This is a genomic window from Brevundimonas sp. Root608, assembly GCF_001427825.1.
In the GTDB taxonomy this organism is placed as follows: Bacteria; Pseudomonadota; Alphaproteobacteria; order Caulobacterales; family Caulobacteraceae; genus Brevundimonas.
The window spans coordinates 203,077-226,998 of sequence record NZ_LMGT01000006.1 but is presented as its reverse complement, the minus strand read 5'-3'; the positions used below and the strand labels follow the sequence as shown (position 1 = coordinate 226,998).

Annotated in this window: 24 protein-coding genes, 1 tRNA gene and 1 other RNA gene; 17 read left to right on the top strand and 9 right to left on the bottom strand. The window is 70.5% G+C overall.

The features are described 5' to 3' along the window. The first annotated feature begins 33 nt into the window (after nt 1-33). From ASD59_RS10605 to ASD59_RS10595, 3 genes are all read left to right on the top strand, one after another. Nucleotides 34-462 carry a thiol-disulfide oxidoreductase DCC family protein gene (locus ASD59_RS10605; protein WP_055831592.1) on the top strand — a complete coding sequence of 143 codons (429 nt, stop codon included), beginning with the start codon at nt 34-36 and terminating at the stop codon, nt 460-462. After that, nucleotides 459-2,099, top strand: a complete 1,641-nt coding sequence (locus ASD59_RS10600; RefSeq protein ID WP_055831591.1) for an SDR family oxidoreductase — start codon at nt 459-461, stop codon at nt 2,097-2,099. The genes ASD59_RS10605 and ASD59_RS10600 overlap by 4 nt, the downstream gene beginning before the upstream one ends. Before the next feature lie 65 nt (nt 2,100-2,164). Next, nucleotides 2,165-3,364 carry a M48 family metallopeptidase gene (locus ASD59_RS10595; RefSeq protein WP_055831590.1) on the top strand — a complete coding sequence of 400 codons (1,200 nt, stop codon included), beginning with the start codon at nt 2,165-2,167 and terminating at the stop codon, nt 3,362-3,364. Here ASD59_RS10595 and ASD59_RS10590 read toward each other — a convergent pair. The 5 genes from ASD59_RS10590 to ASD59_RS10570 form a co-directional block, all read right to left on the bottom strand. Beyond that, a complete protein-coding gene (locus ASD59_RS10590; protein ID WP_055831589.1) occupies nt 3,348-3,782 on the bottom strand; it encodes a hypothetical protein in 435 nt (144 codons plus the stop codon). The genes ASD59_RS10595 and ASD59_RS10590 overlap by 17 nt on opposite strands. Further along, nucleotides 3,779-4,900 carry a beta-ketoacyl-ACP synthase III gene (locus ASD59_RS10585; RefSeq protein ID WP_055831588.1) on the bottom strand — a complete coding sequence of 374 codons (1,122 nt, stop codon included), beginning with the start codon at nt 4,898-4,900 and terminating at the stop codon, nt 3,779-3,781. The genes ASD59_RS10590 and ASD59_RS10585 overlap by 4 nt, the downstream gene beginning before the upstream one ends. 77 nt (nt 4,901-4,977) lie before the next feature. Beyond that, nucleotides 4,978-5,835, bottom strand: a complete 858-nt coding sequence (locus ASD59_RS10580) for an HpcH/HpaI aldolase/citrate lyase family protein (protein WP_055831587.1) — start codon at nt 5,833-5,835, stop codon at nt 4,978-4,980. Further along, entirely contained in the window at nt 5,835-6,512 is a 678-nt protein-coding gene (locus tag ASD59_RS10575; RefSeq protein WP_055831616.1) for an SDR family NAD(P)-dependent oxidoreductase, read from the bottom strand. The genes ASD59_RS10580 and ASD59_RS10575 overlap by 1 nt, the downstream gene beginning before the upstream one ends. A gap of 86 nt (nt 6,513-6,598) precedes the next feature. After that, nucleotides 6,599-7,090 (bottom strand): GAF domain-containing protein, encoded by a 492-nt coding sequence (locus tag ASD59_RS10570; protein WP_055831586.1) that lies wholly within the window; start codon nt 7,088-7,090, stop codon nt 6,599-6,601. Nucleotides 7,091-7,358: 268 nt separating this feature from the next. On the opposite strand from ASD59_RS10570, the gene ASD59_RS10565 reads away from it, so the two are divergent. Beyond that, entirely contained in the window at nt 7,359-8,840 is a 1,482-nt protein-coding gene (locus tag ASD59_RS10565; protein WP_055831585.1) for a tetratricopeptide repeat protein, read from the top strand. 15 nt (nt 8,841-8,855) lie between these two features. Then, nucleotides 8,856-10,352: a hypothetical protein gene (locus tag ASD59_RS10560; protein ID WP_055831615.1), complete on the top strand. Its 1,497-nt coding sequence runs from the start codon at nt 8,856-8,858 to the stop codon at nt 10,350-10,352. On the opposite strand, the gene ASD59_RS10555 is transcribed toward ASD59_RS10560, so the two are convergent. Further along, a tRNA-Ile gene (locus ASD59_RS10555) sits at nt 10,350-10,422 on the bottom strand. The genes ASD59_RS10560 and ASD59_RS10555 overlap by 3 nt on opposite strands. A gap of 203 nt (nt 10,423-10,625) precedes the next feature. On the opposite strand from ASD59_RS10555, the gene ASD59_RS10550 reads away from it, so the two are divergent. Next, nucleotides 10,626-11,429: an SIMPL domain-containing protein gene (locus tag ASD59_RS10550; RefSeq protein WP_055831584.1), complete on the top strand. Its 804-nt coding sequence runs from the start codon at nt 10,626-10,628 to the stop codon at nt 11,427-11,429. Nucleotides 11,430-11,478: 49 nt separating this feature from the next. Here ASD59_RS10550 and ASD59_RS10545 read toward each other — a convergent pair whose 3' ends face one another. Then, nucleotides 11,479-11,751, bottom strand: coding sequence for a hypothetical protein (locus ASD59_RS10545; protein ID WP_055831583.1), 273 nt, complete (start codon nt 11,749-11,751; stop codon nt 11,479-11,481). A gap of 50 nt (nt 11,752-11,801) precedes the next feature. After that, the gene (panD, locus tag ASD59_RS10540; protein ID WP_055831582.1) at nt 11,802-12,158 is read right to left on the bottom strand and encodes an aspartate 1-decarboxylase; all 357 of its coding nucleotides are present in this window, start codon (nt 12,156-12,158) and stop codon (nt 11,802-11,804) included. A gap of 222 nt (nt 12,159-12,380) precedes the next feature. On the opposite strand from panD, the gene sppA reads away from it, so the two are divergent. From sppA to ASD59_RS10525, 3 genes are all read left to right on the top strand, one after another. Continuing rightward, entirely contained in the window at nt 12,381-14,156 is a 1,776-nt protein-coding gene (gene sppA, locus ASD59_RS10535) for a signal peptide peptidase SppA (RefSeq protein ID WP_055831581.1), read from the top strand. Between the two features lie 106 nt (nt 14,157-14,262). Beyond that, a complete protein-coding gene (locus tag ASD59_RS10530; RefSeq protein WP_055831580.1) occupies nt 14,263-14,592 on the top strand; it encodes a hypothetical protein in 330 nt (109 codons plus the stop codon). Continuing rightward, nucleotides 14,567-15,370: a peptidoglycan recognition protein family protein gene (locus ASD59_RS10525; RefSeq protein ID WP_055831579.1), complete on the top strand. Its 804-nt coding sequence runs from the start codon at nt 14,567-14,569 to the stop codon at nt 15,368-15,370. The genes ASD59_RS10530 and ASD59_RS10525 overlap by 26 nt, the downstream gene beginning before the upstream one ends. 1 nt (nt 15,371) lies before the next feature. Here the strand turns inward: ASD59_RS10525 and ASD59_RS10520 are convergent, their stop codons facing one another. Further along, nucleotides 15,372-15,530 carry a hypothetical protein gene (locus ASD59_RS10520; protein WP_156377008.1) on the bottom strand — a complete coding sequence of 53 codons (159 nt, stop codon included), beginning with the start codon at nt 15,528-15,530 and terminating at the stop codon, nt 15,372-15,374. 46 nt (nt 15,531-15,576) lie between these two features. Between ASD59_RS10520 and rnpB the strand changes: the two genes are divergently transcribed. From rnpB to mraY, 8 genes are all read left to right on the top strand, one after another. Beyond that, nucleotides 15,577-15,954: RNase P RNA component class A (rnpB, locus tag ASD59_RS10655), an RNA gene on the top strand. A 358-nt stretch (nt 15,955-16,312) separates the two neighbouring features. After that, entirely contained in the window at nt 16,313-16,762 is a 450-nt protein-coding gene (locus tag ASD59_RS10515; RefSeq protein WP_055831577.1) for a division/cell wall cluster transcriptional repressor MraZ, read from the top strand. Continuing rightward, nucleotides 16,759-17,709 carry a 16S rRNA (cytosine(1402)-N(4))-methyltransferase RsmH gene (gene rsmH / locus ASD59_RS10510; protein WP_055831576.1) on the top strand — a complete coding sequence of 317 codons (951 nt, stop codon included), beginning with the start codon at nt 16,759-16,761 and terminating at the stop codon, nt 17,707-17,709. The genes ASD59_RS10515 and rsmH overlap by 4 nt, the downstream gene beginning before the upstream one ends. Further along, nucleotides 17,706-18,119, top strand: coding sequence for a cell division protein FtsL (ftsL, locus tag ASD59_RS10505; RefSeq protein ID WP_055831575.1), 414 nt, complete (start codon nt 17,706-17,708; stop codon nt 18,117-18,119). Before rsmH ends, ftsL begins: the two co-directional genes overlap by 4 nt. Beyond that, entirely contained in the window at nt 18,116-19,849 is a 1,734-nt protein-coding gene (locus ASD59_RS10500; RefSeq protein ID WP_055831574.1) for a peptidoglycan D,D-transpeptidase FtsI family protein, read from the top strand. Before ftsL ends, ASD59_RS10500 begins: the two co-directional genes overlap by 4 nt. Beyond that, a complete protein-coding gene (locus tag ASD59_RS10495) occupies nt 19,846-21,312 on the top strand; it encodes a UDP-N-acetylmuramoyl-L-alanyl-D-glutamate--2,6-diaminopimelate ligase (RefSeq protein ID WP_055831573.1) in 1,467 nt (488 codons plus the stop codon). The genes ASD59_RS10500 and ASD59_RS10495 overlap by 4 nt, the downstream gene beginning before the upstream one ends. Further along, nucleotides 21,305-22,705 (top strand): UDP-N-acetylmuramoyl-tripeptide--D-alanyl-D-alanine ligase, encoded by a 1,401-nt coding sequence (locus tag ASD59_RS10490; protein WP_055831614.1) that lies wholly within the window; start codon nt 21,305-21,307, stop codon nt 22,703-22,705. The genes ASD59_RS10495 and ASD59_RS10490 overlap by 8 nt, the downstream gene beginning before the upstream one ends. Further along, the gene (gene mraY, locus ASD59_RS10485; RefSeq protein WP_055831572.1) at nt 22,705-23,814 is read left to right on the top strand and encodes a phospho-N-acetylmuramoyl-pentapeptide-transferase; all 1,110 of its coding nucleotides are present in this window, start codon (nt 22,705-22,707) and stop codon (nt 23,812-23,814) included. The genes ASD59_RS10490 and mraY overlap by 1 nt, the downstream gene beginning before the upstream one ends. Nucleotides 23,815-23,922: the final 108 nt, after the last annotated feature.

The window sequence follows — 23,922 nt, the reverse complement described above, 5'->3', positions numbered from 1 at the left end:
GTGCGGCCCCGGCAAGCGCCGCAGTGTGCCCGCATGAACCGCTGGTCGCCGCAGCCCGCCCCGGATGAAGCCGACGGCCTGATCCTGTTCGACGGCGTGTGCGTCTTCTGCTCGCGCTGGGTGCGGTTCGTGATCGCACATGACCCCGGGCGGCGTTTCCGTTTCGTCGCCATCCAGTCCGAAACCGGGCGGAAGCTGGCGGCGCGGTACGGGATCGATCCGGAGGCGCCGCAGACCAACGCCGTCGTTTGGGGCGGGCGCATCTTCTTCAAGTCGGACGCGGCGTTGACTGTCTTGGGCCAGCTGTCGGGCACGCGCGCGCTGGCGGGTCTGAAGGCGGCACCCCGGTGGGTGCGGGACCCGGCCTATGATCTGATCGCGCGGAACCGGTACGCCATCTTCGGCCGGACCGAGACCTGCATGGTCCCGTCGCCCGAAGACCGGGCGCGCTTCGTCGCATGACGCGGGTGCTGGTGGTCGGGGCGGGCGGGGTGTTCGGCTCGCGCCTGTGCGAGGGCCTGCTGCGAAACGGGTTCGAGGTGGTGGTCGCCGGCCGGGATCCCGCCCGGGCCGAGGGCGCGGCGGCGCGGCTGCGGGCGGCGTTTCCCGACGGGTGGGTCGAGGCGGCGGTGATGGACACGGCCACCCTGACGGCGGGCGATCTGGCGGCTACAGGCGCGGCGATCGTCGCGGATGCGGCGGGACCGTTCCAGGGCGCCGAGCCGGGGACCGCGCGGGCGGCGATTTCGGCGGGGATGTCCTATGTCGACCTGGCCGACGGGCGGGATTTCGTGGCGGCGTTTCCGGCGCTCGACGCGGCGGCGGAGGCCGCGGGGGTGGTCGCCCTGACCGGCTGCAGTTCGACGCCGGCGCTGTCCAACGCCGTGCTGGACCGGCTGACGGAGGGGTGGCGCGAGGTCGTCTCCGTGGAGGCGGCGATCTCGCCGGGCGCGCGGGCGCCGCGCGGGCTGTCGGTGATGCGGGCGATCCTGTCCTGGCTGGGGCGGCCGGTGAGGGTGTTCGAGGGCGGAATCTGGACGACGCGGGCGGGTTGGAGCGGCCTGCATCGGCGCGACTTCGGCGCGGCGGGCCGGCGGCGGGTGTCGCTGTGCGAGACGCCGGACCTCGATCTGCTGGCGGAGCGGTTTCGGCCCGGCGAACGGGCGTGGTTCCTCGCCGGGCTCGAGCCGTGGCCCGCCCACATTGGCGCGTGGGCCCTCGGCCTGCTGGTGCGCGGCTTCCGGTTCGATCCGGTTCCGCTGGCCAAGGCGCTGGTCGCCATGTCGGGATGGATGTCGGTCTTCGGCTCGGACCGGGGAGCCATGCGGGTCGAGGCCTATGGCGTCGACGGCCAGGGCCGGGCGGCGCGGACGGTCTGGCGGCTGGTCGCCGAGCCGGGCGAGGGACCGGCGACGCCCGGCCTGCCCGCTCTGGCGGCGATCAAGGCGATCGCGGCGGGACGTGTTGCGCCCGGCGCGCGGGCCTGCGTCGGCGTGCTGTCGCTGGAGGACATCGTCGCCGAAATGGCGCCGTACGGGCTGGCGACGGAGACCGTGGACCAGCGAGGGGCGATCTACGCGCGCGCCATCGGGCCGGCGTTCGACGCCCTGCCGGCGCCGATCCGCGCGCTGCATGAGGCGCCGGGGCGGTCGCTGTGGCGGGGAGAGGCGGCGACCGAGGGGGCGTCGGGACCGTTGGCCGCGCTGGCCGCCCGCATCGTGGGCTTTCCGAAGGCGCAGGCGGCCTGTGCGGCCGAGGTGGCGATCGAGGCCGACGGCGAACGCTCCGTCTGGCGGCGGCGGATCGGCGGCCACGGCTTCGCCAGCGTGCTGTCGCATCCGCGGCCGGGCGGCCGGATGAGCGAGCGGTTCGGGCCGCTGCGCATGGACCTGACGCTGACCCCCGAAGGCGGTCGGCTGGTCTACCGGGTCGAGGGATGGCGGCTGGGGCCGATCCCCCTGCCGCGCGCCCTGGCCCCGGCGACCCGGGCGCACGAGGAAGTCGACGAGGAGGGGCGGTTCGTCTTCGACGTCGAGATTTCCGCGCCGCTGATCGGGCGGCTTGTGCGCTATCGCGGTTGGCTGATGCGGGTCGCATGACGGCGATTTAAGCTGACAAGCTTCGCCATGCGGCGTCATCTTCCGTCGTCAGGGAGGACACCGTCATGAGCATCGATCCCGCGGCCGAGACCGCGCGCTGGCTGGCGACCCTTTCGTCGGACGATCTGGAACGGGCGGTGGCCTATACGCGCGGCGGTCACTGGCTGCTGCTGTGGGGCGCGATCGTCTCGATCGTCGTGGCCTGGATCATCATCCGCACCGGGGTGCTGAGCGGCATCCGCAACCGGCTGGAGCGGCGGCGCAAGCGGCCCAAGCTGGTCTCGCTGCTGGTCGGCGTGACGTATCTGCTGATGAGCTTCATCCTGACCCTGCCGTGGTCCATCTATGAAAGCTGGTGGCGCGAGACACAGTACGGGCTGACCAGTCAGCCGCTGACGGGCTGGCTGACCGAGGCGCTGATCGGGACGGCGATCTCGGTGGTGTTCACGGGGCTGCTGATCGTCGGCCTGTATTTCATCATCCGCCATGCGCGGCGGCTGTGGTGGGCCTGGGGCGCGGGGCTGACGGCCCTGGCGGTGGTCTTCATGCTGATCGTCTCGCCGATCCTGATCGAGCCGATCTTCAACACCTATACGCCGGCGCCGGACGGACCGGTCCGCGACGCGGTGGTCGAGCTGGCCCACGCCACGGGCACGCCCGACGACAAGATCTACATCTACGACGGCTCGAAACAGTCGGATCGCTACACGGCCAATGTCTCGGGCCTGTTCGGCTCGGCGCGGGTGGCGATGAGCGATGTGATGTTCGCCAAGGGCGCCGACATCGCCGAGGTGCGCGGCGTGGTGGGCCACGAGATGGGGCATTACGTCCACATGCATTCGCTGTGGATCACGGGCGTGCTGATCCTCCTCACCGCCGTCGCCTTCTGGCTCATCGACCGGCTGTTCCCGATGGCGAAGCGGTTGCTGGGCGCGAACCGGGTGGGCGACATCTCCGATCCGGCCGGGCTGCCGGTTCTGGCGGCGATCGGAGCGGTGATCGGCCTGCTGGCGACGCCGGTGATGGCGACCCTGATCCGGACCATCGAGGCGGACGCCGATCATTTCTCCATGGTTCACGCCAATGAGCCGGACGGGCTGTCCAGGGCGCTGATCAAGACGGCGGAGTATCGCGCGCCGTCGCCCCCGGCGATCGAGGAATTCCTGTTCTACGACCACCCCTCGGTGGAGAACCGCATCCGCAAGGCCATGGAGTGGAAGGCGGCGCATCCGCCGTCGGGCGGGACGCCTACGCCGGCACGGTGAGGCCGGGGCGCTCGTTGTCCCAGATCATGTGCAGGATCGACCACAGGCCGTCGGGGCCGCGGCACAGCTGGATGGAGTTGATGCCGCGGCGCTCGGGCTCGACGTCGTCGGGGGCGGTGCGGGCTTCGTAGATCGACCAGACGTGGGCCATGTTGCCGAACACGTCGATGCGGCGGCTGATCTCGACCTCGAAGAAGCCGTTGGCCTCGAAGAAGGGCGTGACGTTGGCCTGGTATGCCTCGCGGCCCATGACGATCAGGGTCGGGCGGCCGGCGGTGTCGAGGCCGGTGCGGGCCTGGCGGCTGTCGGGGTGGAAGATCTCGCGCTGGGTCGCCCAGTCGCGCGGCCCGGCGGGGCCGGAGATGCAGGCGTACATGGCGTCGACGACGGCGCCGATATCGCTGCGGTCGACCCTCATGCCCGCTTCCGGACGAAGACGGTCCCGGCCGAATAGCCGGCCCCGAAGCTGCAGATCAGGCCGACGTCGCCGGGGGCCATGTCCTGCTGGCGCAGGTGGAAGGCGATGATCGAACCGGCCGAGGAGGTGTTGGCGTAGTCGTCGAGGATGATGACGTTCTCCTCCGGCGTCGGCTCGCGGCCCAGCACCTTGCGGCCGATGAACTGGTTCATGTTGATGTTGGCCTGGTGCAGCCACATCCGCTTGAGGGTCGCAGGGTCGACGCCCAGCTCGGCGGCGTGGTCGACGATCATCTCCGACACCATCGGCACCACGTCCTTGAAGACCTTGCGGCCCTGCTGGATGAACAGCTTGTCGGGCTTGCCGATGCCTTCGGGGGCGGCGTTGTTGAGGAAGCCGAAATTGTTGCGGATGTTGTTGGAGAACACCGTCTTCAGCCGGGCGCCGAGGATGTCCCAGCCGCCGGGCCCGGCCTGATCCGAGGACTCGATGATGACGGCGGTGGCGACGTCGCCGAAGATGAAATGGCTGTCGCGGTCGCGGAAATTCAGGTGGGCCGAACAGACCTCGGGGTTGATCATCAGCACGGCCTTGACCGAGCCCGAGGCGATGAAGTCGGCGGCGGTCTTGAGGCCGAAGGTGGCCGAGCTGCAGGCCACGTTCATGTCGAAGGCGAAGCCGTCGATGCCCAGCGCCTGCTGCACCTCGATCGACAGGGCCGGATAGGGGCGCGGCATGTTGGAGGCGGCGCAGATGACGGCGCCGATCTCCGAGACCGGCTTGCCCCAGGCGACGATGGCGTCACGGGCGGCGGCGACGGCCATCTCAGCCATGACCGACAGTTCGTCGTCGGGGCGTTCGGGGATGTTCGGGACCATGCGGGCGGGGTCGAGCACGCCGGCCTTGTCGAGGACGAAGCGGCTCCTGATGCCCGAGGCCTTTTCGATGAATTCCACCGAGGACGGGGTCAGTTCGGCGACGTCGCCCTCGAGGATTTCGGCGGCGTGGTCGATGTTGAACTGTTCCGCATACGCATTGTAGGCGGCGACCAGCTCGGCGTTCGAGATCGACTGTTCCGGGGTGAACAGGCCGGTGGCGGCGATGACGGCATGGGACATGAGACGTGGGGCCCTATCGCTCGCGGCGCGGCCGCTCGCTGCTTGAGGGCCCTCGCTGAGTTCTGTTTCTGGACGCACTAGATAGGCGTGAGTCCGGACCGCGTCGAGGCCGCCTCGTGACGCGCCAGCAGGCGGTGGGCGGCGTCGAGGTGCAGGCGCTCGACCATGCGGTAGCCGACGCGGATGGCGCCCTGGCCCTGGGCGTCGGCGGCGGCGAAGGCGGCGACGACCTCGCGGGCCCGGGCCACCTCTTCGGGGGAGGGGGAGAAGGCGGCGTTGGCGGCGTCGATCTGGGCCGGGTGGATCAGGCTCTTGCCGTCGAAGCCGAAGGCGCGGCCCTGCAGGCATTCGGTCCGGAGGCGGTCGGCGTCGTCGGTCGCATTGACCACGCCGTCGATGGCCAGCAGGCCGTGGCCGCGCGCGGCGGCGACGACGGCGGCCAGCCACGGCTTCAGCGGTTCGCGCTCGGGGCCGAGGACGAGGTTCATCCGCTCGCCGAAATCATTGATCCCCAGCATCAGGGCGGCCAGCGGAGCGCCGGCGCCGGCGATGGCGTCGAGCCGCAGGACCGAGAGCGGAGTCTCGACCATGATCCACAGATCGACGTCGGCGGGCAGGCGGGCCGCGACCTCATGGACGGCCCCGGGGCTCTCGATCTTGGGCGCGACCACGAAGTCGGGCTTGCGGCCGGCGAGGACCGCCAGATCGTCGGCGCCCCAGGGGGTGTCGAGGCCGTTGACCCGCACCCCGATGCGACCTCTGAAGCCGCCGGCGGTCAGGGCCTCGACGGCGGCCCGCCGCGCTTCGGCCTTGGCGTCGGGGGCGACGGCGTCCTCGAGGTCGAGAATCACCGCGTCGGCGTTCAGGCCGCGGGCCTTTTCGATGGCGCGCGGATTGCTGGCGGGCAGGTAGAGGACCGAGCGGGTGAGGAACATCAGACCCGCCCCGTGACCGGCAACAGGGCGCCGGTGACGGCGCGGCTGTCGGGCGAGGCGAGGAAGAGCATGACTCGGGCGAGGTCGGACGGCTGGACCCATCTGGCCGGGTCGGCGTCGGGCATGTCCTTGCGGTTCTGGTCGGTGTCGAGGATCGAGGGCAGGACGGCGTTGACCGTCACCGACGTGTCCTTGAGTTCTTCGGCCAGGGCCTCGGTGAGGCGGTGGACCCCGGCCTTGGAGGCGGCGTAGGCGCCCATGCCGGCCGCGGCCTTCAATGCGCCGTTGGCCCCGACGTTGACGATGCGGCCCTCGGGCGAGGTCTTGAGGTAGGGCAGGGCGGCGCGGCTGGCGTTCAGGGCGGTGGTCAGGTTGAGGGCGAACATCTTCGCCCAGGCCGGATCGGCGTCGTCCGTGGTCTGCCAGACGAAGCCGCCGGCGATGTTCAGCAGGGCGTCGAGCCGGCCGAAATGGGCGGCGACGGCGTCGATGGCCTTCGTCGCCGAGGCGGGATCGGTCAGGTCGACGCCGCCCAGCTCCAGCACGCCTTCGGGTGCACTCCGGCCGCCGGCGTGGTCGATGATCGCCACCTTCAGACCGTCAGCCAGCGCCGCCTCGACGACGGCGCGACCCAGCACGCCATGGCCGCCCGTGACCGCGATCACCCGTTCCGACATGCCGATCTCCCAAGTCATTCCAGCGGCTCCTGGCGCCTGCCCCGGACGAAAAAAACAGTCTCATGAGTTTCATGAGTCTCATCGGCTCAGGCGAAGACCTTCGCCATCAACCGTTCCAGAGCATAGGCGTCCGTTGCGTCAAAAGCGGACGTCTCGGTCGCGTCGACGTCGAAGACCGCGATCAGGGCCCCGGTGGCGTCGAACACCGGCACGACGATCTCGCTGGCCGAGCGGCTGTCGCAGGCGATGTGGCCGGGGAAGGCGTGGACGTCGTCGACGATCTGCGTCGCGCGGTCGCGGGCCGCCGTGCCGCAGACGCCGCGGCCGAAGGCGATGCGCAGGCAGCCGAGCGTGCCCTGATAGGGGCCGACCACCAGTTCGTCGGCCTTGTCCGGATCAACGAGGTAGAAGCCGGTCCAGAAGAAGACGGGAAAGGCGTCGGCCAGCATGGAGGCGACGGTGGCCATGCGCGCGACGCGGTTGGGCTCGCCCTCCAGGACGGCCAGAATCTCGTCCTCGAGCTCGGCATAGCGCGCGGCCTTGTCGGCGGGTCGGTCGTCGCGGGCGGCATAGGCCATGGAAAGGCTCCGGGCGGGTCTGGCCGATGCATATAGGGACGCCCGCCGGCGCTGGCGAGAGGCGGCTTTTCCCCTGTCAGGCGAGTCGGCAAGCGACTGATTCGTGGGGATAAGTACGGGCGCAGACACAAAAGGGCCGTGCTGCGGCAACGCTTTGTCGCAAACCGGCGTTAACCTTGACAGATGGTTAACTGGACGGGACTGTCCCGCTTGCGCAAGCTTGAGCGTGGGGGCCCCGGGGCTGTCGGCTTTGATCGAAGGGGGGTGGATGCGCGACGATCAATCGAACCATGACGAACAGCCCCGCTCCGGCAACCGACGCGGTCCGATCGCCATAGCGGCTGCGGCGGGCGTGCTCGCCCTGACCGCCCTCGGCATGGTCTCGTGCGGCGACCGCGACGGCGTGCGCTTCTGGCAACCGGCCGGCGGCGGAGCCGGCAACGCCTGCCCGCGTCCCGCGTCCCTGAGCGGCTCCGAGTTCAACGCCCAGGAGACGGGGCTGCGGGCCCTGCGCCGCGCGGCCTTCCGCGGCGACTTCTTCGCCCAGCTGGAGCTGGGGTCCCGCTACGCCGCCGTCAGGGCCACGGACAAGAATATCGAAGACCCGATCGAGAGCGCGACCTGGTACGCCCTCGCCCTGGCCAATGACGAGGGCTACGCCCCGATCAACCGCGTCGACCGCGGCGGCTTCGGCGGCTGGCGGCCGCTGTCGAAATACGACGACTGCCGGGCGTGGGAGCGCCATGCGGCCTATCAGCGGCTGGACCGCCTGCTGGGCCAGATGACGCGCGAGGAGCAGGAGGCCGTCCGCGACCGCGTCATCTATGTGCTGTCGACCCAGGACGCCGACGGCTACCGCACCCTGGCGCGGCTGCACGACGGCCTGTACGGCCCCTTCGGCGAGCCCGAGGACAACCGCGAGGCCCGCGAAGCCTGGGGCAGGAACCGGAGCGGCGCCCCCGGGGACCGCAACCGGCGCGGCTACTACTCGGCCACCAACCTGTTCCAGCGCAACGACGTCGACGCCTATCTCTACAACTATCTGGCGGTGCAGACCGGGGATGTCGGGGCCTATGTCCTGCTGAAGGATTTCGAGCGCTCGACACCCAGCCGCAGCCAGTATCAGGGACTGGTCGAGACCAAGGCGCGGCAGTGGACGCCGCCCTTCGAATTCTATCCCAACACCGCGCCGCGATCGGGCGTGCCCTTCTCGGACGAAAGCCGTCCGCGCGGCGACGCCTATGAATATGCGCTGGGCCGGATGGCGAGCGAACTGCCCTTCGTCCACGTCGGCCGGGCCCTGCGCTACCTCGGCATCACCGACGCCGCCCCGGCGCGGCCCGAGGACCTGTCCAAACGCCAGATCGAGACGCTGGAGGCCATGCTGGGCCACCCGATGGAGGGCCGGCTGTCGTATCTGGAGCGGGTGCGGGCCATCCAGATGGCCGCCATCAACGGCTCGTCCGAGGCCCAGCTGGTGCTGGCGGTGATGTACGCCGAGGGCATCGGCCTGCCGCCCGACTACGCCCGCGCCTTCAGATGGTTCGATGAGGCGGCCAGGCAGGGCAGCCCCGAGGCCAAGTTCGCCATGTCGAGCTATTTCGCGCTCGGCGTCGCGGGAGTGGCCGATCAGGACAAGGCCCAGGCCGTGGCCCTGCGCATCGATTCCGCCCTCTCGGGCTTCGGCCCCTCGGCCGGCCGCCTGCAGGCCGTGCTGGCCCAGGTCTCCCGTTCGCAGCAGCGCCGCTAAGGAGGGCGTAGCACCATGACCAGCCCCACGCCCTTCGCCCGGATCGCCAGCGTCATCGGGGGCGCGTTCGCAATCGCCGCCGCCGTCGGCGCCTTCGTCCTCACCGACGCCCCGACCGCGCGGGCCCAGGTGGCCGCCAAGGTCGAAAGCCAGACCCGGCCCAATTTCGGCATCCTGCTGGATCCGCCGACGCGCACCTACCGCAACCGCGGCTCGTCGCACCGGCGCTATGACTATGGCCGGCACCGGCCCGACTGGCGGCCCGGCTATCCGGGCGGATATCCGCGCGGGGAAGAGGTCGTGCTGGTCGACTGCGGTGGCAATCCCGGCAGCGGGGCGGTCGAGGACGCTGTGCGCCGCGTGCGGCCCGGCGGGACCCTGGTGATCCGCGCCCGCGGCGGGGCCTGCGTCGGCTGGCTGAACATCGACAAGCCGTTGACCATCATCGGCGAGAGCGGCTTCGATCCGCGCGACTGGGACCGCCATCCGTCGCCGACCCTGATCGCCCCCGACGGCCTGCCTTGCATGACGGTGGCCCAGGGGGTGCGGGTCGAGATCCGCGACATGATGTTCGCCTCGCCCCACGCCGGCGACGCCGCCTGCATCGTCGGCTACGGCGCCGAGATCGTCATGAACCGCGTCGGCTTCCGCCATGCCGGCGACGAGGCGGCGATCTACATGGACGGCGGCCTGCTGGACATCCGCAACGCCGTGATCGACGCCCAGACCATCGCCCCGGCGATCGTCGCCGACGGCGCGGTGCTGACCGCCTGGGAGATGGTGGTGACGGGCGCCCAGTCGGGGCTGGAGCTGATCCCCGGCGCGGGCCAGACCTCGCGCATCGGTTCGACGACGCTGAAGGGCACGGGCGCGCCCAACGCCTTCGGTCCGCGCTCGATCGGGGTGGTGGTGCGGTCGGCCCGGGACTACGGCCGGGTCGAGATCGAGAACACCGCCGTCGTCGGCTATGTCGAGGGCGTCGCCGTCGAGGGGGCCTCGGTCCAGATTCACAACAGCCGCATCGGCCGGTCGGACAAGGGGGTGGTGCTCTACAATGGCGAGTTGCGCCTCGCCGACAGCCGCATTCGCGCCACCACCGTCGGCGTGGCCGCGGCCTCGGGTCATGCGGTGATCGTCAACAACGTCTTCGCCGGAGTGCGCGAGGTCATCTACAGGGAGGCCCGCGCCACGGTGGAGGCCAGCGGCAACCGGGTCTGGTCGCAATACGCCTGCCGACCCCAGTTCCGCGACCGCTACCGCGGCCGCTACGAGCCCTACTGGCGGCCCGGCGAGGGCTGGACCTGCGAGGACAGTTCGTATCCGCGCGACTGGTGGGACGACGAGGACGGCCTGCTGGGCCTGCCCTACCAGGACGACGGCTACCGGCCCGACGGCTATGACGACTATCGCGACGGCCAGGGCTGGTACGACCGCGACGGGCGCTACATCCCCGACAGCCGGTATCGCGGCGACGACCGCTGGGGCCGGGGCGGGGGCATCTGGGGGCGGTAGGCGCGGAGGGACTCGAACCCCCAACCAGACCGTTATGAGCGGTCGGCTCTAACCATTGAGCTACGCGCCCGCCGTGGGCTTGGCCTAGCAGGCGGGGCGGCGGCTTGCCAAGCGGCCTCCCTCGCGCCCTCGACCTGTCGCCGATTTCACGCCGATGAACGGAAACCGCCACCGTACGCGGGCGTTCATTCAGCGGCCAATGGTCAAGGTGCGGCCATGGTCGTCGCCCACCTTCGGATGAACGGCCTTTCCGCTTTCAGGAGCTCCGACCCCATGAACCGTCCCGCCGCCCGCGCCGCCGTCGCCACGCCCGCCGTGTCCAACCGCCTGCTGCTGATGAGCGGCGCGGTCATGGCCGCCGCCGCCCTGTTCGCCGCGCCCGCCGCCCGCGCCCAGTCGCAGCCCGAGGGCGGCGCGCCGATGGTCATCCACGCCGTCGCCGACCGCCCGGCGCTGAACCTGTCGGCCTATGGCGAGGTCAAGACCGCCCCGGACATGGCGACGATCAGCTTCGGCGTCGTCACCGAGGCCACGACCGCCGCCGAGGCCATGCGGCTGAACGCGACGCGGATGAACGAGGTCATGACCGCCCTGCGCCGCGCCGGGATCGAGGCGCGCGACGTCCAGACCTCGGGCCTGAACCTGTCGGCGCAATATGACTACGTCCAGAATGAGCCGCCCCGGCTGCGCGGCTATCAGGCCAACAACCGGGTGACGGTGATCATCAACGACCTCGACGCCGTCGGCACGACCGCCGACGCCGTGGTCGCCGCGGGCGTCAACCAGATCGACGGCATCTCGTTCGGTCTCAAGGATCCGACCTCGGCCGAGAACCAGGCCCGTCAGATCGCGGTGCGCAATCTGCAGGCCAAGGCGGCGCTGTACGCCCAGGCGCTGGGCGTGCAGTTGGGCGGCATCCGTTCGCTGTCGGAAGGCGGCGGCTATTCGCCCCAGCCGCAGCCGATGCTGCAATACGCCCGCGCCGAAATGGCCCAGGACTCGGGCTCGACGCCCGTCGCCGCCGGCCAGTTGACGGTGCGGATCGACATCACCGGCGTCTACGACCTGGTGCGATAAGACGCTTGTCGTCCCGGATCGCCGGTTCGCGGCGTCCGGGATGACAAGGCTACCGCGAACGCACCAGCATCAGGCCGACGCCGACGTTCAGGCCGTAGCAGATGCCCAGCACCGCCAGCGCGGTGACCGGGCCGTCGTCCATGACGAACAGCGGCAGGCTCCACGGCAGACCGAGGATTGTGGCCGGCAGGAAGGACACCATGCCGTCCGTGAGGCCCAGCGCGCGCAGGCCCGCGGGCGTGGCCAGCATCAGGGCCCCGGCGCCGGCGACGACATAGAGCCCGAGCAGGGCCCACTGCAGTGTCTGGATCGTGCGCGCCATCGACCGTCCTCCCTGTAGACAGGGAAGGGAAGGCCCGGCGCGCGCCGCCGTCAAGCCGCGCGCTTGATCTCGTTGCGGTCGTCGAGCAGCACCACGGTCGGCGACCACTGGCGCGCTTCTTCCTGCGGCAGCTGGCCGTAGGTGACGATGATGACCTTGTCGTGCTTCTGCACCAGCCGGGCGGCGGCCCCGTTGACGCCGATGACCTTCGAACCGCGCGGCGCCTCGATGGCGTAGGTGGTGAAGCGCGCCCCGTTGGTGATGTTCAGCACATCGACCTGCTCGTGCGGAAATATGCCTGCGGCGTCCAGCAGGTCGGCGTCGATGGCGATCGAGCCTTCATAGTCGAGGTCGGCCTGGGTCACCGTCGCGCGGTGCAGCTTGGCCTTCATCAGGGTGACCAGCATGGGGAGTGCGGTCCGGAAGTGACGCGGGGCGATAGGCCCCCGCTCGCAGATCGCTCATATAAGGGGTCGGACCCCCGCCATCAATCGTTCTCGTTGCGCTGCACCATCGATGCTGCGGCGCGGCTCGCCCGTTACGCGACGTTCATTTGACGGCGAGGTTCGCCGCCCTATGGTCAGATCGCGGCCAGGACCCGGCCCGCGCCCCGGACCACGTCCCCTTCCATGAAGCAGTTCTTCCTGACCGTGCTGGGCGTCTTCGCCGGGCTTTTCCTGTTCCTGATCGTCGTGCCCTTCATCCTGATCACCGTGGCGATCAGTTCGGCCTCGTCGAAGGAGCCGACGCCCGCCAACTCGGTGCTGGAACTGGACCTGCGTGAGGGGATCACGGACCAGACGCCGACCAACCCCTTCGCCGTCTTCGGCGGCGGCCTGTCGACGCTGCAGATCGTGGACGTGCTGGCCCAGGCCGAGACCGACAACCGGGTCAAGGCGCTGCTGATCCGCCTGCCGGAGGGCGGGATCACGCCCGCGGCGGCCGATGAAATCCGTCAGGCGGTTCGCCGCTTCCGCCGCTCGGGCAAGGTCGTCATCGCCCACAGCCAGGGTTTCCAGCCGGTCGGCACGGCCATCTCGAGCTATATGGTCGGCGCCTCGGCGTCGGAACTGTGGATGCAGAACACGGCCAGCTTCCAGCTGGCGGGCTTCTCGTCCGACGGCGTATTCCTGGGCCGGGCCTTCGACAAATACGGCGTCACGCCCCAGTTCGAGCAGCGCTACGAATACAAGAACGCCGTCAACGAATTCACCGAGAGCGACTACACCCCGGCCCACCGCGAGGCGATGACGGCGTGGATGACGTCGATCTATGTTTCCGCCATCGCCAATGCGGCGCAGGACCGGAAGCTGACCCCGCAGGCGCTGCGGGCGGCCATCGAGGCGGGCCCCTGGTCGTCGGCCGAGGCGCGCCAGCGCCGGCTGATCGACAAGATCGGACAGGTCGAGGAGGCCGAGGCCGAGGCCCGACGCCGCGCCGGACGCGGGGCCGAGATCATCGAATTCTCCGACTACGCCTCGGCGAAGGGCGAACGGGCGGGCTCGGGCCGGAACGCCATCGCCATCGTCGGCGGCGAGGGCGCGATCAACACCGGCACGGGCGGCGGCGAGCCGTTCGGCGGCGGCTCCTCGATCCAGTCGGACGATCTGGCCGAGGCTCTCTACGACGCCATCGAGGACAAGGCGGTCAAGGCCATCGTCTTCCGCGTCTCCTCGCCCGGCGGTTCGCCCGAGGCGTCGGAGCAGATCCTCGCCGCCGTGCGCGCGGCCAGGGCGGCGGGCAAGCCGGTGGTGGTGTCGATGGGCGACTATGCCGCGTCCGGCGGCTACTGGATCAGCTCCGAAGCCAACTGGATCGTGGCCCAGCCCTCGACCCTGACCGGATCGATCGGCGTGTTCGGCGGCAAATTCGTGCTGGCCGACGCCCTGGGCCGCTTCGGCGTGGACATGCGCAACCTGTCGGTCGGCGGCGAATACGCCGACGCCTTCTCGCCGTCGCAGGACTTCACGCCGGCGCAACGGGCCGCCTTCTCGGCCCAGATCGACCGGACCTACGAAGAGTTCATCACCCGCGTCGCGACCGGCCGCCGCCTGCCGCCCGCCCGGGTGCGCGAGATCGCCCGCGGCCGCGTCTGGACCGGCGCCCAGGCCCGGACCCTGGGTCTGGTCGACCAGCTGGGCGGCCTCGAGGAAGCGATCGCCAAGGCGCGCGAACTGGCGCGCATTCCGGCGGACGAGTCCGTGCGCTTCAAACGCTATCCGACGCCGGAATCGCCGTTCGAGGCCCTGGCCGAGATGTTCGGCGTCTCGGGCGAGGCAGCGCAGGTCCTGGTCGGCATCGGCGGGGTCATGAACGACCCGGCGGCGGAGGCGACGGTTCGCCGCATCCAGACCGACCGCGCCCGGGCCTCGGGCGCGTCCGTGCTGGCGGATCAGCCCTGGTAGGGCGCGCGGAACACTCTCCTGTGAAGGGGCCGGTCATTGACCGTTCACCCTCGCGGACCGACATTGGGTGTTCGGCGTTGTACACAGCGTCTGTGAAGGTGAAGTCATGACCCAGTCCGACCGTCTGATCTTCGGCCCCGGTTCCGGCGCTGCAGCCCGCCGTCCGGCCAACGGTCTGCTGGCCTCGATCCTGTGGCTCGGCGGTCTGGTGGCCACCCTTGTCGCCATGGCCGTGGGCGCGGTGCTGGCCGTCTTCACCGCGGCCGCCGTGGCCGTGATCGCCCTGTTCGCCGCCGTGCTGGTCTTCTTCGCCGGCCTGGCCATGGGCGCCCGCCGCAAGGTCACCGTCCGCGCCCGCCGCGCCGACGACGTCATCGAGGCCCGCAAGGTCGACGGCGCCTGGGTCGCCTATGGCTGGGAGAGGCCCGGACGCTAGGCCGGGACCGCTGACGGTGCTGGCGGTCAAGGACGCGCCGTCCCCCAATTTCGACGCCCGCCGGGCCCCGCCCGACATGCTGGTGCTCCACTATACCGGGATGAAGACGGCCCGTGAGGCCATCGCCCGGCTGCAGGATCCCGAGGCCAGGGTCTCGGCCCACTATGTGGTCAAGGAAAACGGCTCGATCCTGCGCCTCGTCCACGAGGAACGCCGCGCCTGGCATGCCGGCGCCGGCGCGTGGCAGGGCGAGACCGACTGCAACGCCGCCTCCATCGGCGTCGAGATCGTCAATCCGGGCCATGAGTTCGGCTATCGCGACTTCCCCGAGACGCAGATCGACGCGGTCATCAGCCTGATCAGCGACATCCGCACGCGCTGGACCATCCCCGACGCCCGCATCATCGGCCATTCCGACCTCGCGCCCGAGCGGAAGCAGGATCCCGGCGAGCGCTTCCCGTGGAAGCGGCTCGCCTCGGTGGGCCACGGCCTGTGGTTCGAGCCCGCGCCGGAACGCACGGCCGCGCTGGGCCCGCCGCTGGGCGTGGGCGACGAGGGTCTGGGCGTGGTGGTTCTGCGCGCCGGCCTGCACCGGCTCGGCTACGCCCTGCCGCCGGGCGGCGACTATGACGAGGCGACCCGGCTGACGGTCGAAGCCTTCCAGCGCCACTGGCGGCCGGCGAAGGTGGACGGCATCGCCGACGGCGAGACGCGGGCGACGCTGATGGGCGTGCTGCAGCTGGCCACGGCGGAGAGCGTGACGGGCGTGCTGAGCTAGTTCAGCTGCTAGCCCTGACCCAGATCGCGCCGATCTGGAGAACCATGCCCACCAGAAAAACCGGCCAGAACGGAAGTCCGGTCGCGAGCCCGAGCACCAAAGCTGCGCCGGCCGTAACGAAGAGGCAGTTCGAGATCAGCGCGCGCTTTTCTTCGATCACGACGTGATCATTGACCCCGATCCGCTGGCGGCGCAATTGAGCCCCGTCAGACGGCCGGGCGGTCGCGGCGGGGGTTATGCCCGCGTCGAGGAAAGTCCGGGCTCCACGGTGAAAAGGCGGCGGGTAACTCCCGCCCGGGGCGACCCGAGGGATAGCGCCACAGAAAGCAAACCTCCGGCCTTGCGAGGCCGGTAAGGGTGAAAGGGTGGGGTAAGAGCCCACCGCGTGCCTGGCAACAGGGACGGCATGGCAAGCCCCGCCTGGAGCAAGACCGAATAGGGACGTCGCGCGGTTTCGGCCGCAGGGTTCATCGCCCGAGGCGTCCGGGTAGGTCGCGAGAACCGTTCAGCAATGGGCGGTCCAGAGGAATGATCGTCGCCCGCTTCGGCGGGAACAGAACCCGGCTTACAGGCCGTCTGACATTTTCTCCTTGTTGGGGCCTATCGCTCGCGACGCGGTCGCTCGCTGCTTGAGGCCGCCCCTCCGTCACGGCGCGAACAGCGGCGCGCCTCGTCGCCATCCGCGAGGGGGATAGAGAAGTCGACCGCCGTTCGGCGGTTAACGCCTTGGCCCGTATTGCGGCGCAACATCAGTCCACAGCCTGTCTATACTTTGGATGTTCTATGTATGTTCTGGTCGTTACAGCGTTTTCAACCACCTTCGAGGTTAACCTCCGTCAACTAATCCCATTGAGGCCCAGTTGATCCCATGCTATCCCATTCTCTCTGAGGGTGTTCAGGGGAACAGAGGGGCGGATCGCGAGATCCGAGTTTGGGGCAGGCGTGTTTCTCTCGACCTATGAGAAACAGTTGGACGGAAAGCGACGCCTGCTGATTCCGCAGGAGTTCCGCACCGCCGACAACGGCGCCGAGCACGGCGTCTTCTGCTTCTTCTCCATGGCGTCCGACTGCCTGGAGGCCGGCGGCGACAAGCTGATGGCCGAATACGTCGCCCGCATCGAGGCCCTGCCGTTCGGCAGCGACCGGCGCACCGCGCTCGAGGAAACCTTCTACGCCGGCCAGCGCCCGCTCTCGTACGACGGCGGCGGCCGCATCACCCTGCCGGAAAGCCTGTGTCAGGACGCCGGCCTGGGCGAGGACGTGGTCATCGTCGGCCTGGGCCCGCGCTTCCAGATCTGGGACCGGGCGCGCTGGAACGCCCGCCGCGACGCCCGCCGCGCCCTGGCCCGTCAGGTCATGCTGGGCGACGACGTGAAAGGGGAGGGCGCATGAGCCCTCACGCCCCGGTTCTGCTCGATGAAGTGATCGAGGCCCTGGCCCCGGGTCCCGGCGACGTGATCATCGACGCCACCTTCGGCGCCGGCGGCTATACCCGCGCCATCCTCGCGACCGGGGCGACGGTGATCGGTCTGGACCGCGACCCGACCGTGCAGCCGCATGCGGACGCCGTGGCCAATGACTATCCGGGCAAATTCCGGCTGATCCGCACCCCCTTCTCGGGCCTGGCCGACGCCTTCGCGCAATCGGGCGAGGCGAGGCTGGACGGGGTGGTGTTCGACATCGGCGTTTCGTCGATGCAGCTGGACCAGGCGGAGCGCGGCTTTTCCTTCATGCGCGACGGGCCGCTGGACATGCGGATGTCGGACGAGGGCCAGACCGCCGCCGACATCGTCAACACCTGGGACCACGGGCCGATGGCCCATATCTTCAAACTGTATGGCGACGAGCGCCAGTCGGGCCGGGTCGCCACCGCCATCCTGCGCCGCCGGGTCGAGAAGCCGTTCGAGCGGACGCTGGATCTGGCCGCCGTGGTCGAGAAGGCGCTGGGCGGCCGGCGCGGCGCGGCCATCCATCCCGCCACCCGCGTGTTCCAGGCGCTGCGCATCGCCGTCAATGACGAGCTGGGCGAACTGCGCGCCGGGCTGGAGGCGGCCGAGGCGACGCTGGCGCCGGGCGGGCGCCTGGTCGTGGTCACCTTCCATTCGCTGGAGGACCGCATCGTCAAGGCCTTCCTGACCGAGCGCACCGGCAACGCCCCCGGCGGTTCGCGCCACGCCCCGGTCGCCATCGAGACCCGCAAGCCGAGCTTCACCCTGTCGTTCAAGGGCGCCCGCGAGGCGGGCCAGGCGGAGCTGGGGTCGAACCCGCGCGCCCGGTCGGCCAAATTGCGCGCCGCCGTGCGCACCGACGCCGCGCCCTGGGGGAGGATCGCCGCATGAGCCCGGCCGTCGCCACCCTGAACCGGCTGTATGCGTGGAAAATCCGCGGCGTGCGCTGGGTCGAGATCATCGGCGTCATGCTGGTCGCGGCCATGGTCTTCTCGGTCTATCTGGCCAAGGCCGCGGCGGCCCGCGAGAGCGCCCGGATCACCGATCTGGAACGCCAGATCACCGACAACGGCCAGCGCGTCCGCCTGCTGCGTGCAGAGGTCGCCCGCCTGGAACAGCCGGGCCGGCTGGAGGCCCTGTCGCGCGGCGCGGGTCTGGGGCCCGTCGATGTTCATCGCCAGGCGACCGAGGCCAGTCTGTCGACGCTGACGGCCGTGCCCGCGCCGCCGCCCGCTCCGGCCGCCGCGCCGCCCGTCGAAGCCGCGGCCCCCGCCGCGCCGGTCGCGGAGCCCGCGCAATGAGCGCGCACGATCCCTTCGCCGCCGACCGGTCCCCCGCCTACGACGGGCGGCGCTACAGGCCCTCGTGGCGCTGGCTGGCCGAGGCCATGTGGTGGGTCGAGCATTCGTTCGGCCGCGCCCGCGCCGACGCCCGGCCGGAGGAAGACACGCGGGTCCGCATCTTCGTCATCCTGTCGCTGTTCTCGGCGGTGTTCGTCTGTCTGGCCGTGGGCGCCGCACATGCGGCCCTGCTGACGCCGAAGGGCGGGGCGGGGTCGGCGGTCCATCCCAATGCGGTGGTCCGCGCCGACATGGTCGACCGCAACGGCGCCCTGCTGGCCACCAACATCACCCACTACGGCCTCTATATCGATCCGCGCGAGGTGTGGGACCGCAAGGCGGCGGCGATCCAGATCAAGCGCGCCCTGCCGCGGGTCTCGATGGCCAAGCTGAACCGCGTGCTGAATGGCGACCGGCGCCTGCTGGTCATCAACCGCCTGACGCCGCAGGAGAAGGTGGCGGTCCACGCCCTGGCCCTTGGCGGGATCGGCTTCGAGCCCGAGGACGTGCGGGTCTATCCGCTGGGCGAATCGGCGCGCCATGTCGTGGGCAATGTCGACACCGGCGGGGTCGGCCTGTCCGCCGCCGAACGCGCCTTCAACGACGAGATCCGCGCCGCCGGCGCGCGCGGCGAGACCTTCCAGGTCTCCATCGACCTGCGCATCCAGGGCATTCTCGAGAACGAGCTGGCCGCCGCCGCCGCCGAGACCCGGGCCAAGGGCGCGGTGGGCATCATCACCGACGTCCAGACCGGAGAGGTCCTGGGCATGGCCAGCTGGCCGGGGGCGAACTCGCGCAACCTCGCCTCGGCCGCGACCTATGAGATGGGCTCGGTGTTCAAGACCTTCACCGTCGCCGCCGCCATCGACACCGGCCGGGCCGACATGAACACCCTGCTGGACGCCTCGGAGGCGCTGCAGATCGGCAACCGGCGGATCACCGACTTCCACGCCACCAACAAGGTGCTGACGCTGGAGGAGGTCTATCTGCACTCGTCCAACATCGGCACCTCGCGCCTGTCGACCGAGATGGGGCCGCGCGTCATGCGCGACTATTTCCAGCGCTTCGGCCTGATGTCGCGGGCGCCGTTCGAGATCGCCTCCGAGACCCCGATCATTCCGCGCGAATGGTCGGACTCGACCCTGGCCTCGCTGTCGTTCGGCTACGGCATCTCGATCACGCCGCTGCAGATGGCGGCGGCGATGCAGGCCCTGACCAACGGCGGGCGCTATATTCCGCTGACCCTGCGCAAGGGCGGGCGGCCCGATGTGCAGGCGCGGCAGGTGATCTCGCCCGAGACCTCCCTGACCATGCTGGACCTGATGCGCCGCAATGTGGTGCGCGGTTCGGGCGGCCGGGCCGAGGCGCCCGGCCTGCGCGTCGGCGGCAAGACGGGCTCGGCCAACAAGTCCGTCAACGGCCGCTATTCCACCGCCCACGCGGTCGGCACCTTCGCCGGCGTCTTCCCGGCGGATGGTCCGGTGAACGCGCGCCGCTACCAGATCCTCGTCCTGATCGACGAGCCGCAAACCTATCCGCGCACCGGGGGCTTCGTGGCCGCCCCGGCCGTGGGCCGCATCGCCGACCGGATCGCGCCCTTCCTGAACGTGCAGCGCCGCGCCGACCCGTATCGCACCGCTGTCGGCGACAAGATCCCCGCCTTCGAGGATCTGGAAGGCGACGGCCGATGAGCGCCGTCCCGTCCCCCGTCAAACTGTCGGAGCTGCTGCGCCGCGACGTGGCCTCGGACCCGGTGATCACCGGTGTGACGGCCGACAGCCGCAAGGTCGCGCCGGGCTCGCTGTTCGTGGCCCTGCCGGGCAGCGCCGCCGACGGCCGGGCCTTCATCCCGCAGGCCCTGTCGCAGGGCGCCGCCGCCGTGCTGGCGCCGGCCGACACCGACGCGGCCATGGCGCCGGTGCTGGTCACCTCGGGCGACGTGCGCCGCGCCTACGCCATCGCCGCGCGCAGCTTCTACGGCGCCCAGCCGGCCACCTGCGTCGCCGTGACGGGGACCAACGGCAAGACCTCGGTCGCCGCCTTCTGCCGCCAGATCTGGGCCTCCATGGGCCTCCATGCCGCGAGCATGGGGACGCTTGGGGTTTTGGCCCAATCAGGTAACGTTAACCGGGCGTTGACGGGCCCCGGCCTGACCAGTCCCGACGCCGCCGACGCCGCCCGCATGCTGGCCGATCTGGCCGCCGGGGGCGTGACCCATCTGGCGCTGGAGGCGTCGTCGCACGGCATCGACCAGCGGCGTCTGGACGGGGTGTCGCTGAAGGCCGCGGCCTTCACCAATCTGAGCCAGGACCATCTCGACTATCACGGCGACATGGAGGCCTATCGCGCCGCCAAGCTGCGCCTGTTCGAGACCCTGCTGCCGCGCGGCCGGACCGCCGTGCTGAACGCGGACAGCGACGCCTATTCCAGCTTCGCCGCCGCCTCGATCATGTCGGGCCTCGGCGTCATGGGCGTGGGCGAGCGCGGGCGGGACCTGTCGCTGGTCGCCCGTCGGGCCACGCCGGAGGGCCAGCGCCTGACCATTGACGCGCGCGGGACGATGCACGAGGTGCTGCTGCCGCTGGCCGGGGCCTTCCAGGCCTCGAACGCCCTCGTCGCCGCCGGCCTTTGCATCGCCGCTGGCGAGACGCCCGAGCGGGTGCTGGCGGGGCTGGAGAAGATCACCGGCGCCCAGGGCCGGCTGCAGCGCATTCCCGGTTCCGGAAAGGGCGAGGTCTATGTCGACTACGCCCATACGCCCGACGGGCTGGAGACCGTGCTGAAGGCGCTGCGTCCGCATGCGACGGGCCGGCTGATCGTGGTGTTCGGCGCCGGCGGCGACCGGGACAAGGGCAAGCGGCCGCTGATGGGCGAGATCGCGGGCCGTCTGGCCGACGTGGCCATCGTCACCGACGACAATCCCCGCTCCGAGGACCCGGCCGCCATCCGCCGCGCCGTGCGCGAGGGCTGCCCGTCCGCGCGGGAGACCGGCGACCGCCGCGCCGCCATTCAACAGGCCATCGCGATGATGGGCGACGGAGATGTGGTGGTCATCGCCGGAAAAGGGCATGAGCAGGGACAGATCATCGGCGGGACGACTCATCCCTTCGATGACGCAACCGTCGCCGCCGAAGCCCTTCGCCTCCATGCCTGACACCGCTCCGCTCTGGACCTCCGCCGAAATTGAAGCCGCGACGGGCGGCCGCCTGTCCGGGGTCGCCTTCGAGGCGACCGGCATCACCTACAACAGCCGCGAGATCGTGCCCGGCGACCTGTTCCTGGCCCTGAAGGGCGCGCGCGACGGGCATGAGTTCGCCGCCGCCGCCTTCGCCGCCGGCGCGGCCGGCGCGATCACCGAACACCCGGTCGAGGGCGGACCGTCCGTCGTCACCGCCGACACCCTGCGGGCCCTGGAAGCCCTGGGCGTCGCCGCGCGCGAGCGCAGCGCGCGGGTCCGGCGCGGGGCGGTCACCGGCTCGGTCGGCAAGACCAGCGTGACCCAGGCGGTCAAGGCGGGGCTCGACCTGGCCGGCCCGGCCCACGCCTCGATCAAGAGCTACAACAACCACATCGGCGTGCCCCTGACCCTGGCCCGGATGCCGCGCTCGACCGAGCGGGCGGTGTTCGAGATCGGCATGAACGCGCCGGGCGAGATCGCGCCCCTGTCGAGGATGGTCCGGCCCCACGCCGCCTGCGTCACCACCATCGGCCCGGTTCACATCGAGGCCTTCGCCGACGGCGAGGCCGGGGTGGCGGCCGAGAAGGCGGCGATCTTCGAAGGCCTGGCCCCCGACGGCGTGGCGGTGCTGAACGGCGACACGGCGTTTTCCGTCCTGCTGGACGCGGCCGCGCGCAAGGCCGGGGCCCGGCGCGTCACCTTCGGGACCGGCGCCGGCCACGACGCCCGGCTGATCGATTTCGAGCCCCTGCCGCAAGGCGCGCGGGTGAAGGCCGAAATGTTCGGCAAGACGGTCGACTTCGCGCTCGGCCAGTCCGGCTTCCACTGGGGCCTCAACAGCCTGTGCGTCCTGTTGATGCTCGACGCCCTCGACGTGCCGCTGGAGACGGCGCTGAGCGCGCTGGCGGATTTCCAGCCGCTGGCGGGCCGGGGCCAGACAACGGTCGTGGCCGCGCCCGGCGGGGCCTTCACCCTGATCGACGAGAGCTACAACGCCAATCCGCTGTCCATGGCCGCGGGCTTCCGCAGCCTCGGCGCCAGGCCGGTGTCAGCGGGCGGGCGGCGGGTGGTCGTCCTGAGCGATATGCTGGAGCTGGGCGACCAGTCGCGCGTCCTCCACGAAGGTCTGGCCGCGGCCATCGACGCCGCCGCGCTGGATCTGGTCCACACCGCCGGGCCGGAGATGAAGCGGCTGCACGACGTCCTGCCGCCCGCCCGTCGGGGCCTGTGGCGCGAGACCGCCGCCGAACTGGCCGCCGAGGCCGCGGCTCTGGTTGCGCCCGGCGACGTGGTCATGGTCAAGGGATCGAACGGGTCGAAGGCGTCACTGGTCGCCCGGGCCCTTGCTGCTCTGGGAGGGGCTGGCTGATGTTTTACCTGCTGTATCTCCACTATGCCGACATCGCCCAGGATTATCCGCTGCTGAACCTGGTCCAGTACCAGACCGTGCGGGTGGCCCTGGCCATGGCCACGGCCATGATCGTCTCGGTCGCCATGGGCAGCCGGTTCATCGCTTGGATGCGGCTCAAACAGGGCAAGGGCCAGCCGATCCGCTCGGACGGCCCGGTCTCGCACCTGTCCAAGGTCGGGACCCCCACCATGGGCGGTTTGATGATCCTGGCGGGCATCGCGGTGGCGGTGCTGCTGTGGGGCGACCTGACCAATCCCTACATCTGGATCGTGAGCCTCGTCACCGCGGCCTTCGGCGTGCTGGGCTTCATCGACGACTACGCCAAGGTCTCGAAACAGACCTCGGCGGGGCTGACCTCGAAGCAGAAGCTGCTGGCCCAGGTCGCCGTCTCGCTGGTCGCCGGCGTGCTGACGGTGCTTTGGATGAAGGCGTCGCCGACATCCCCGAACCTCGAGACGTCGATCGCCTTCCCCTTCTTCAAGGCCGTTCTGCTCAACGTCGGCTGGTTCTATGTCGCCTTCGCCGCCTTCACGATCGTCGGGTTCTCGAACGCGGTGAACCTGACCGACGGCCTCGACGGCCTCGCCATCGTGCCGGTAATGATGGCCTCCGCCGCCTTCGGCATCATCGCCTATCTGGCCGGCAATTTCATCTTCTCGAGCTATCTCGGCATCCACCACGTCCCGGGCGCCGGCGAGCTGGCCATCTTCCTCGCCGCCATCATCGGCGGGGGCACGGGCTTCCTCTGGTACAACGCCCCCCCGGCCAAGATCTTCATGGGCGACACCGGGTCGCTGGCCCTCGGCGGCGCGCTCGGCGCCATCGCGGTGGCGACCAAGCACGAACTGGTGCTGGGCATCGTCGGCGGCCTGTTCGTGATCGAGGCCGCCTCGGTCATGATCCAGGTCGCCTATTTCAAGGCCACGAAGAAGCGCATCTTCCTGATGGCCCCGATCCACCACCATTTCGAGAAGATGGGCTGGCCGGAATCGACCGTGGTGATCCGCTTCTGGATCGTCTCGGCCATGCTGGCGCTGCTCGGCCTCGCCACCCTGAAGCTGCGGTGAAGCCGGCCTCATCAAACAGACCGTCACCCTCGGGCTTGACCCGAGGGCCGGACCGTACGCGCGCGCGATCGCTGGTGAGTTCGCACCGCCCTGGCGCGGCGCCTGCGG

Coding starts and splice junctions, on each gene's coding strand:
- ASD59_RS10605 (WP_055831592.1), top strand. CDS start 34: ATGAACCGCTGGTCGCCGCAGCCCGCCCCGGATGAAGCCGACGGCCTG.
- ASD59_RS10600 (WP_055831591.1), top strand. CDS start 459: ATGACGCGGGTGCTGGTGGTCGGGGCGGGCGGGGTGTTCGGCTCGCGC.
- ASD59_RS10595 (WP_055831590.1), top strand. CDS start 2,165: ATGAGCATCGATCCCGCGGCCGAGACCGCGCGCTGGCTGGCGACCCTT.
- ASD59_RS10590 (WP_055831589.1), bottom strand. CDS start 3,782: ATGAGGGTCGACCGCAGCGATATCGGCGCCGTCGTCGACGCCATGTAC.
- ASD59_RS10585 (WP_055831588.1), bottom strand. CDS start 4,900: ATGTCCCATGCCGTCATCGCCGCCACCGGCCTGTTCACCCCGGAACAG.
- ASD59_RS10580 (WP_055831587.1), bottom strand. CDS start 5,835: ATGTTCCTCACCCGCTCGGTCCTCTACCTGCCCGCCAGCAATCCGCGC.
- ASD59_RS10575 (WP_055831616.1), bottom strand. CDS start 6,512: ATGTCGGAACGGGTGATCGCGGTCACGGGCGGCCATGGCGTGCTGGGT.
- ASD59_RS10570 (WP_055831586.1), bottom strand. CDS start 7,090: ATGGCCTATGCCGCCCGCGACGACCGACCCGCCGACAAGGCCGCGCGC.
- ASD59_RS10565 (WP_055831585.1), top strand. CDS start 7,359: ATGCGCGACGATCAATCGAACCATGACGAACAGCCCCGCTCCGGCAAC.
- ASD59_RS10560 (WP_055831615.1), top strand. CDS start 8,856: ATGACCAGCCCCACGCCCTTCGCCCGGATCGCCAGCGTCATCGGGGGC.
- ASD59_RS10550 (WP_055831584.1), top strand. CDS start 10,626: ATGAACCGTCCCGCCGCCCGCGCCGCCGTCGCCACGCCCGCCGTGTCC.
- ASD59_RS10545 (WP_055831583.1), bottom strand. CDS start 11,751: ATGGCGCGCACGATCCAGACACTGCAGTGGGCCCTGCTCGGGCTCTAT.
- panD (WP_055831582.1), bottom strand. CDS start 12,158: ATGCTGGTCACCCTGATGAAGGCCAAGCTGCACCGCGCGACGGTGACC.
- sppA (WP_055831581.1), top strand. CDS start 12,381: ATGAAGCAGTTCTTCCTGACCGTGCTGGGCGTCTTCGCCGGGCTTTTC.
- ASD59_RS10530 (WP_055831580.1), top strand. CDS start 14,263: ATGACCCAGTCCGACCGTCTGATCTTCGGCCCCGGTTCCGGCGCTGCA.
- ASD59_RS10525 (WP_055831579.1), top strand. CDS start 14,567: ATGGCTGGGAGAGGCCCGGACGCTAGGCCGGGACCGCTGACGGTGCTG.
- rsmH (WP_055831576.1), top strand. CDS start 16,759: ATGAGCCCTCACGCCCCGGTTCTGCTCGATGAAGTGATCGAGGCCCTG.
- ftsL (WP_055831575.1), top strand. CDS start 17,706: ATGAGCCCGGCCGTCGCCACCCTGAACCGGCTGTATGCGTGGAAAATC.
- ASD59_RS10500 (WP_055831574.1), top strand. CDS start 18,116: ATGAGCGCGCACGATCCCTTCGCCGCCGACCGGTCCCCCGCCTACGAC.
- ASD59_RS10495 (WP_055831573.1), top strand. CDS start 19,846: ATGAGCGCCGTCCCGTCCCCCGTCAAACTGTCGGAGCTGCTGCGCCGC.
- ASD59_RS10490 (WP_055831614.1), top strand. CDS start 21,305: ATGCCTGACACCGCTCCGCTCTGGACCTCCGCCGAAATTGAAGCCGCG.
- mraY (WP_055831572.1), top strand. CDS start 22,705: ATGTTTTACCTGCTGTATCTCCACTATGCCGACATCGCCCAGGATTAT.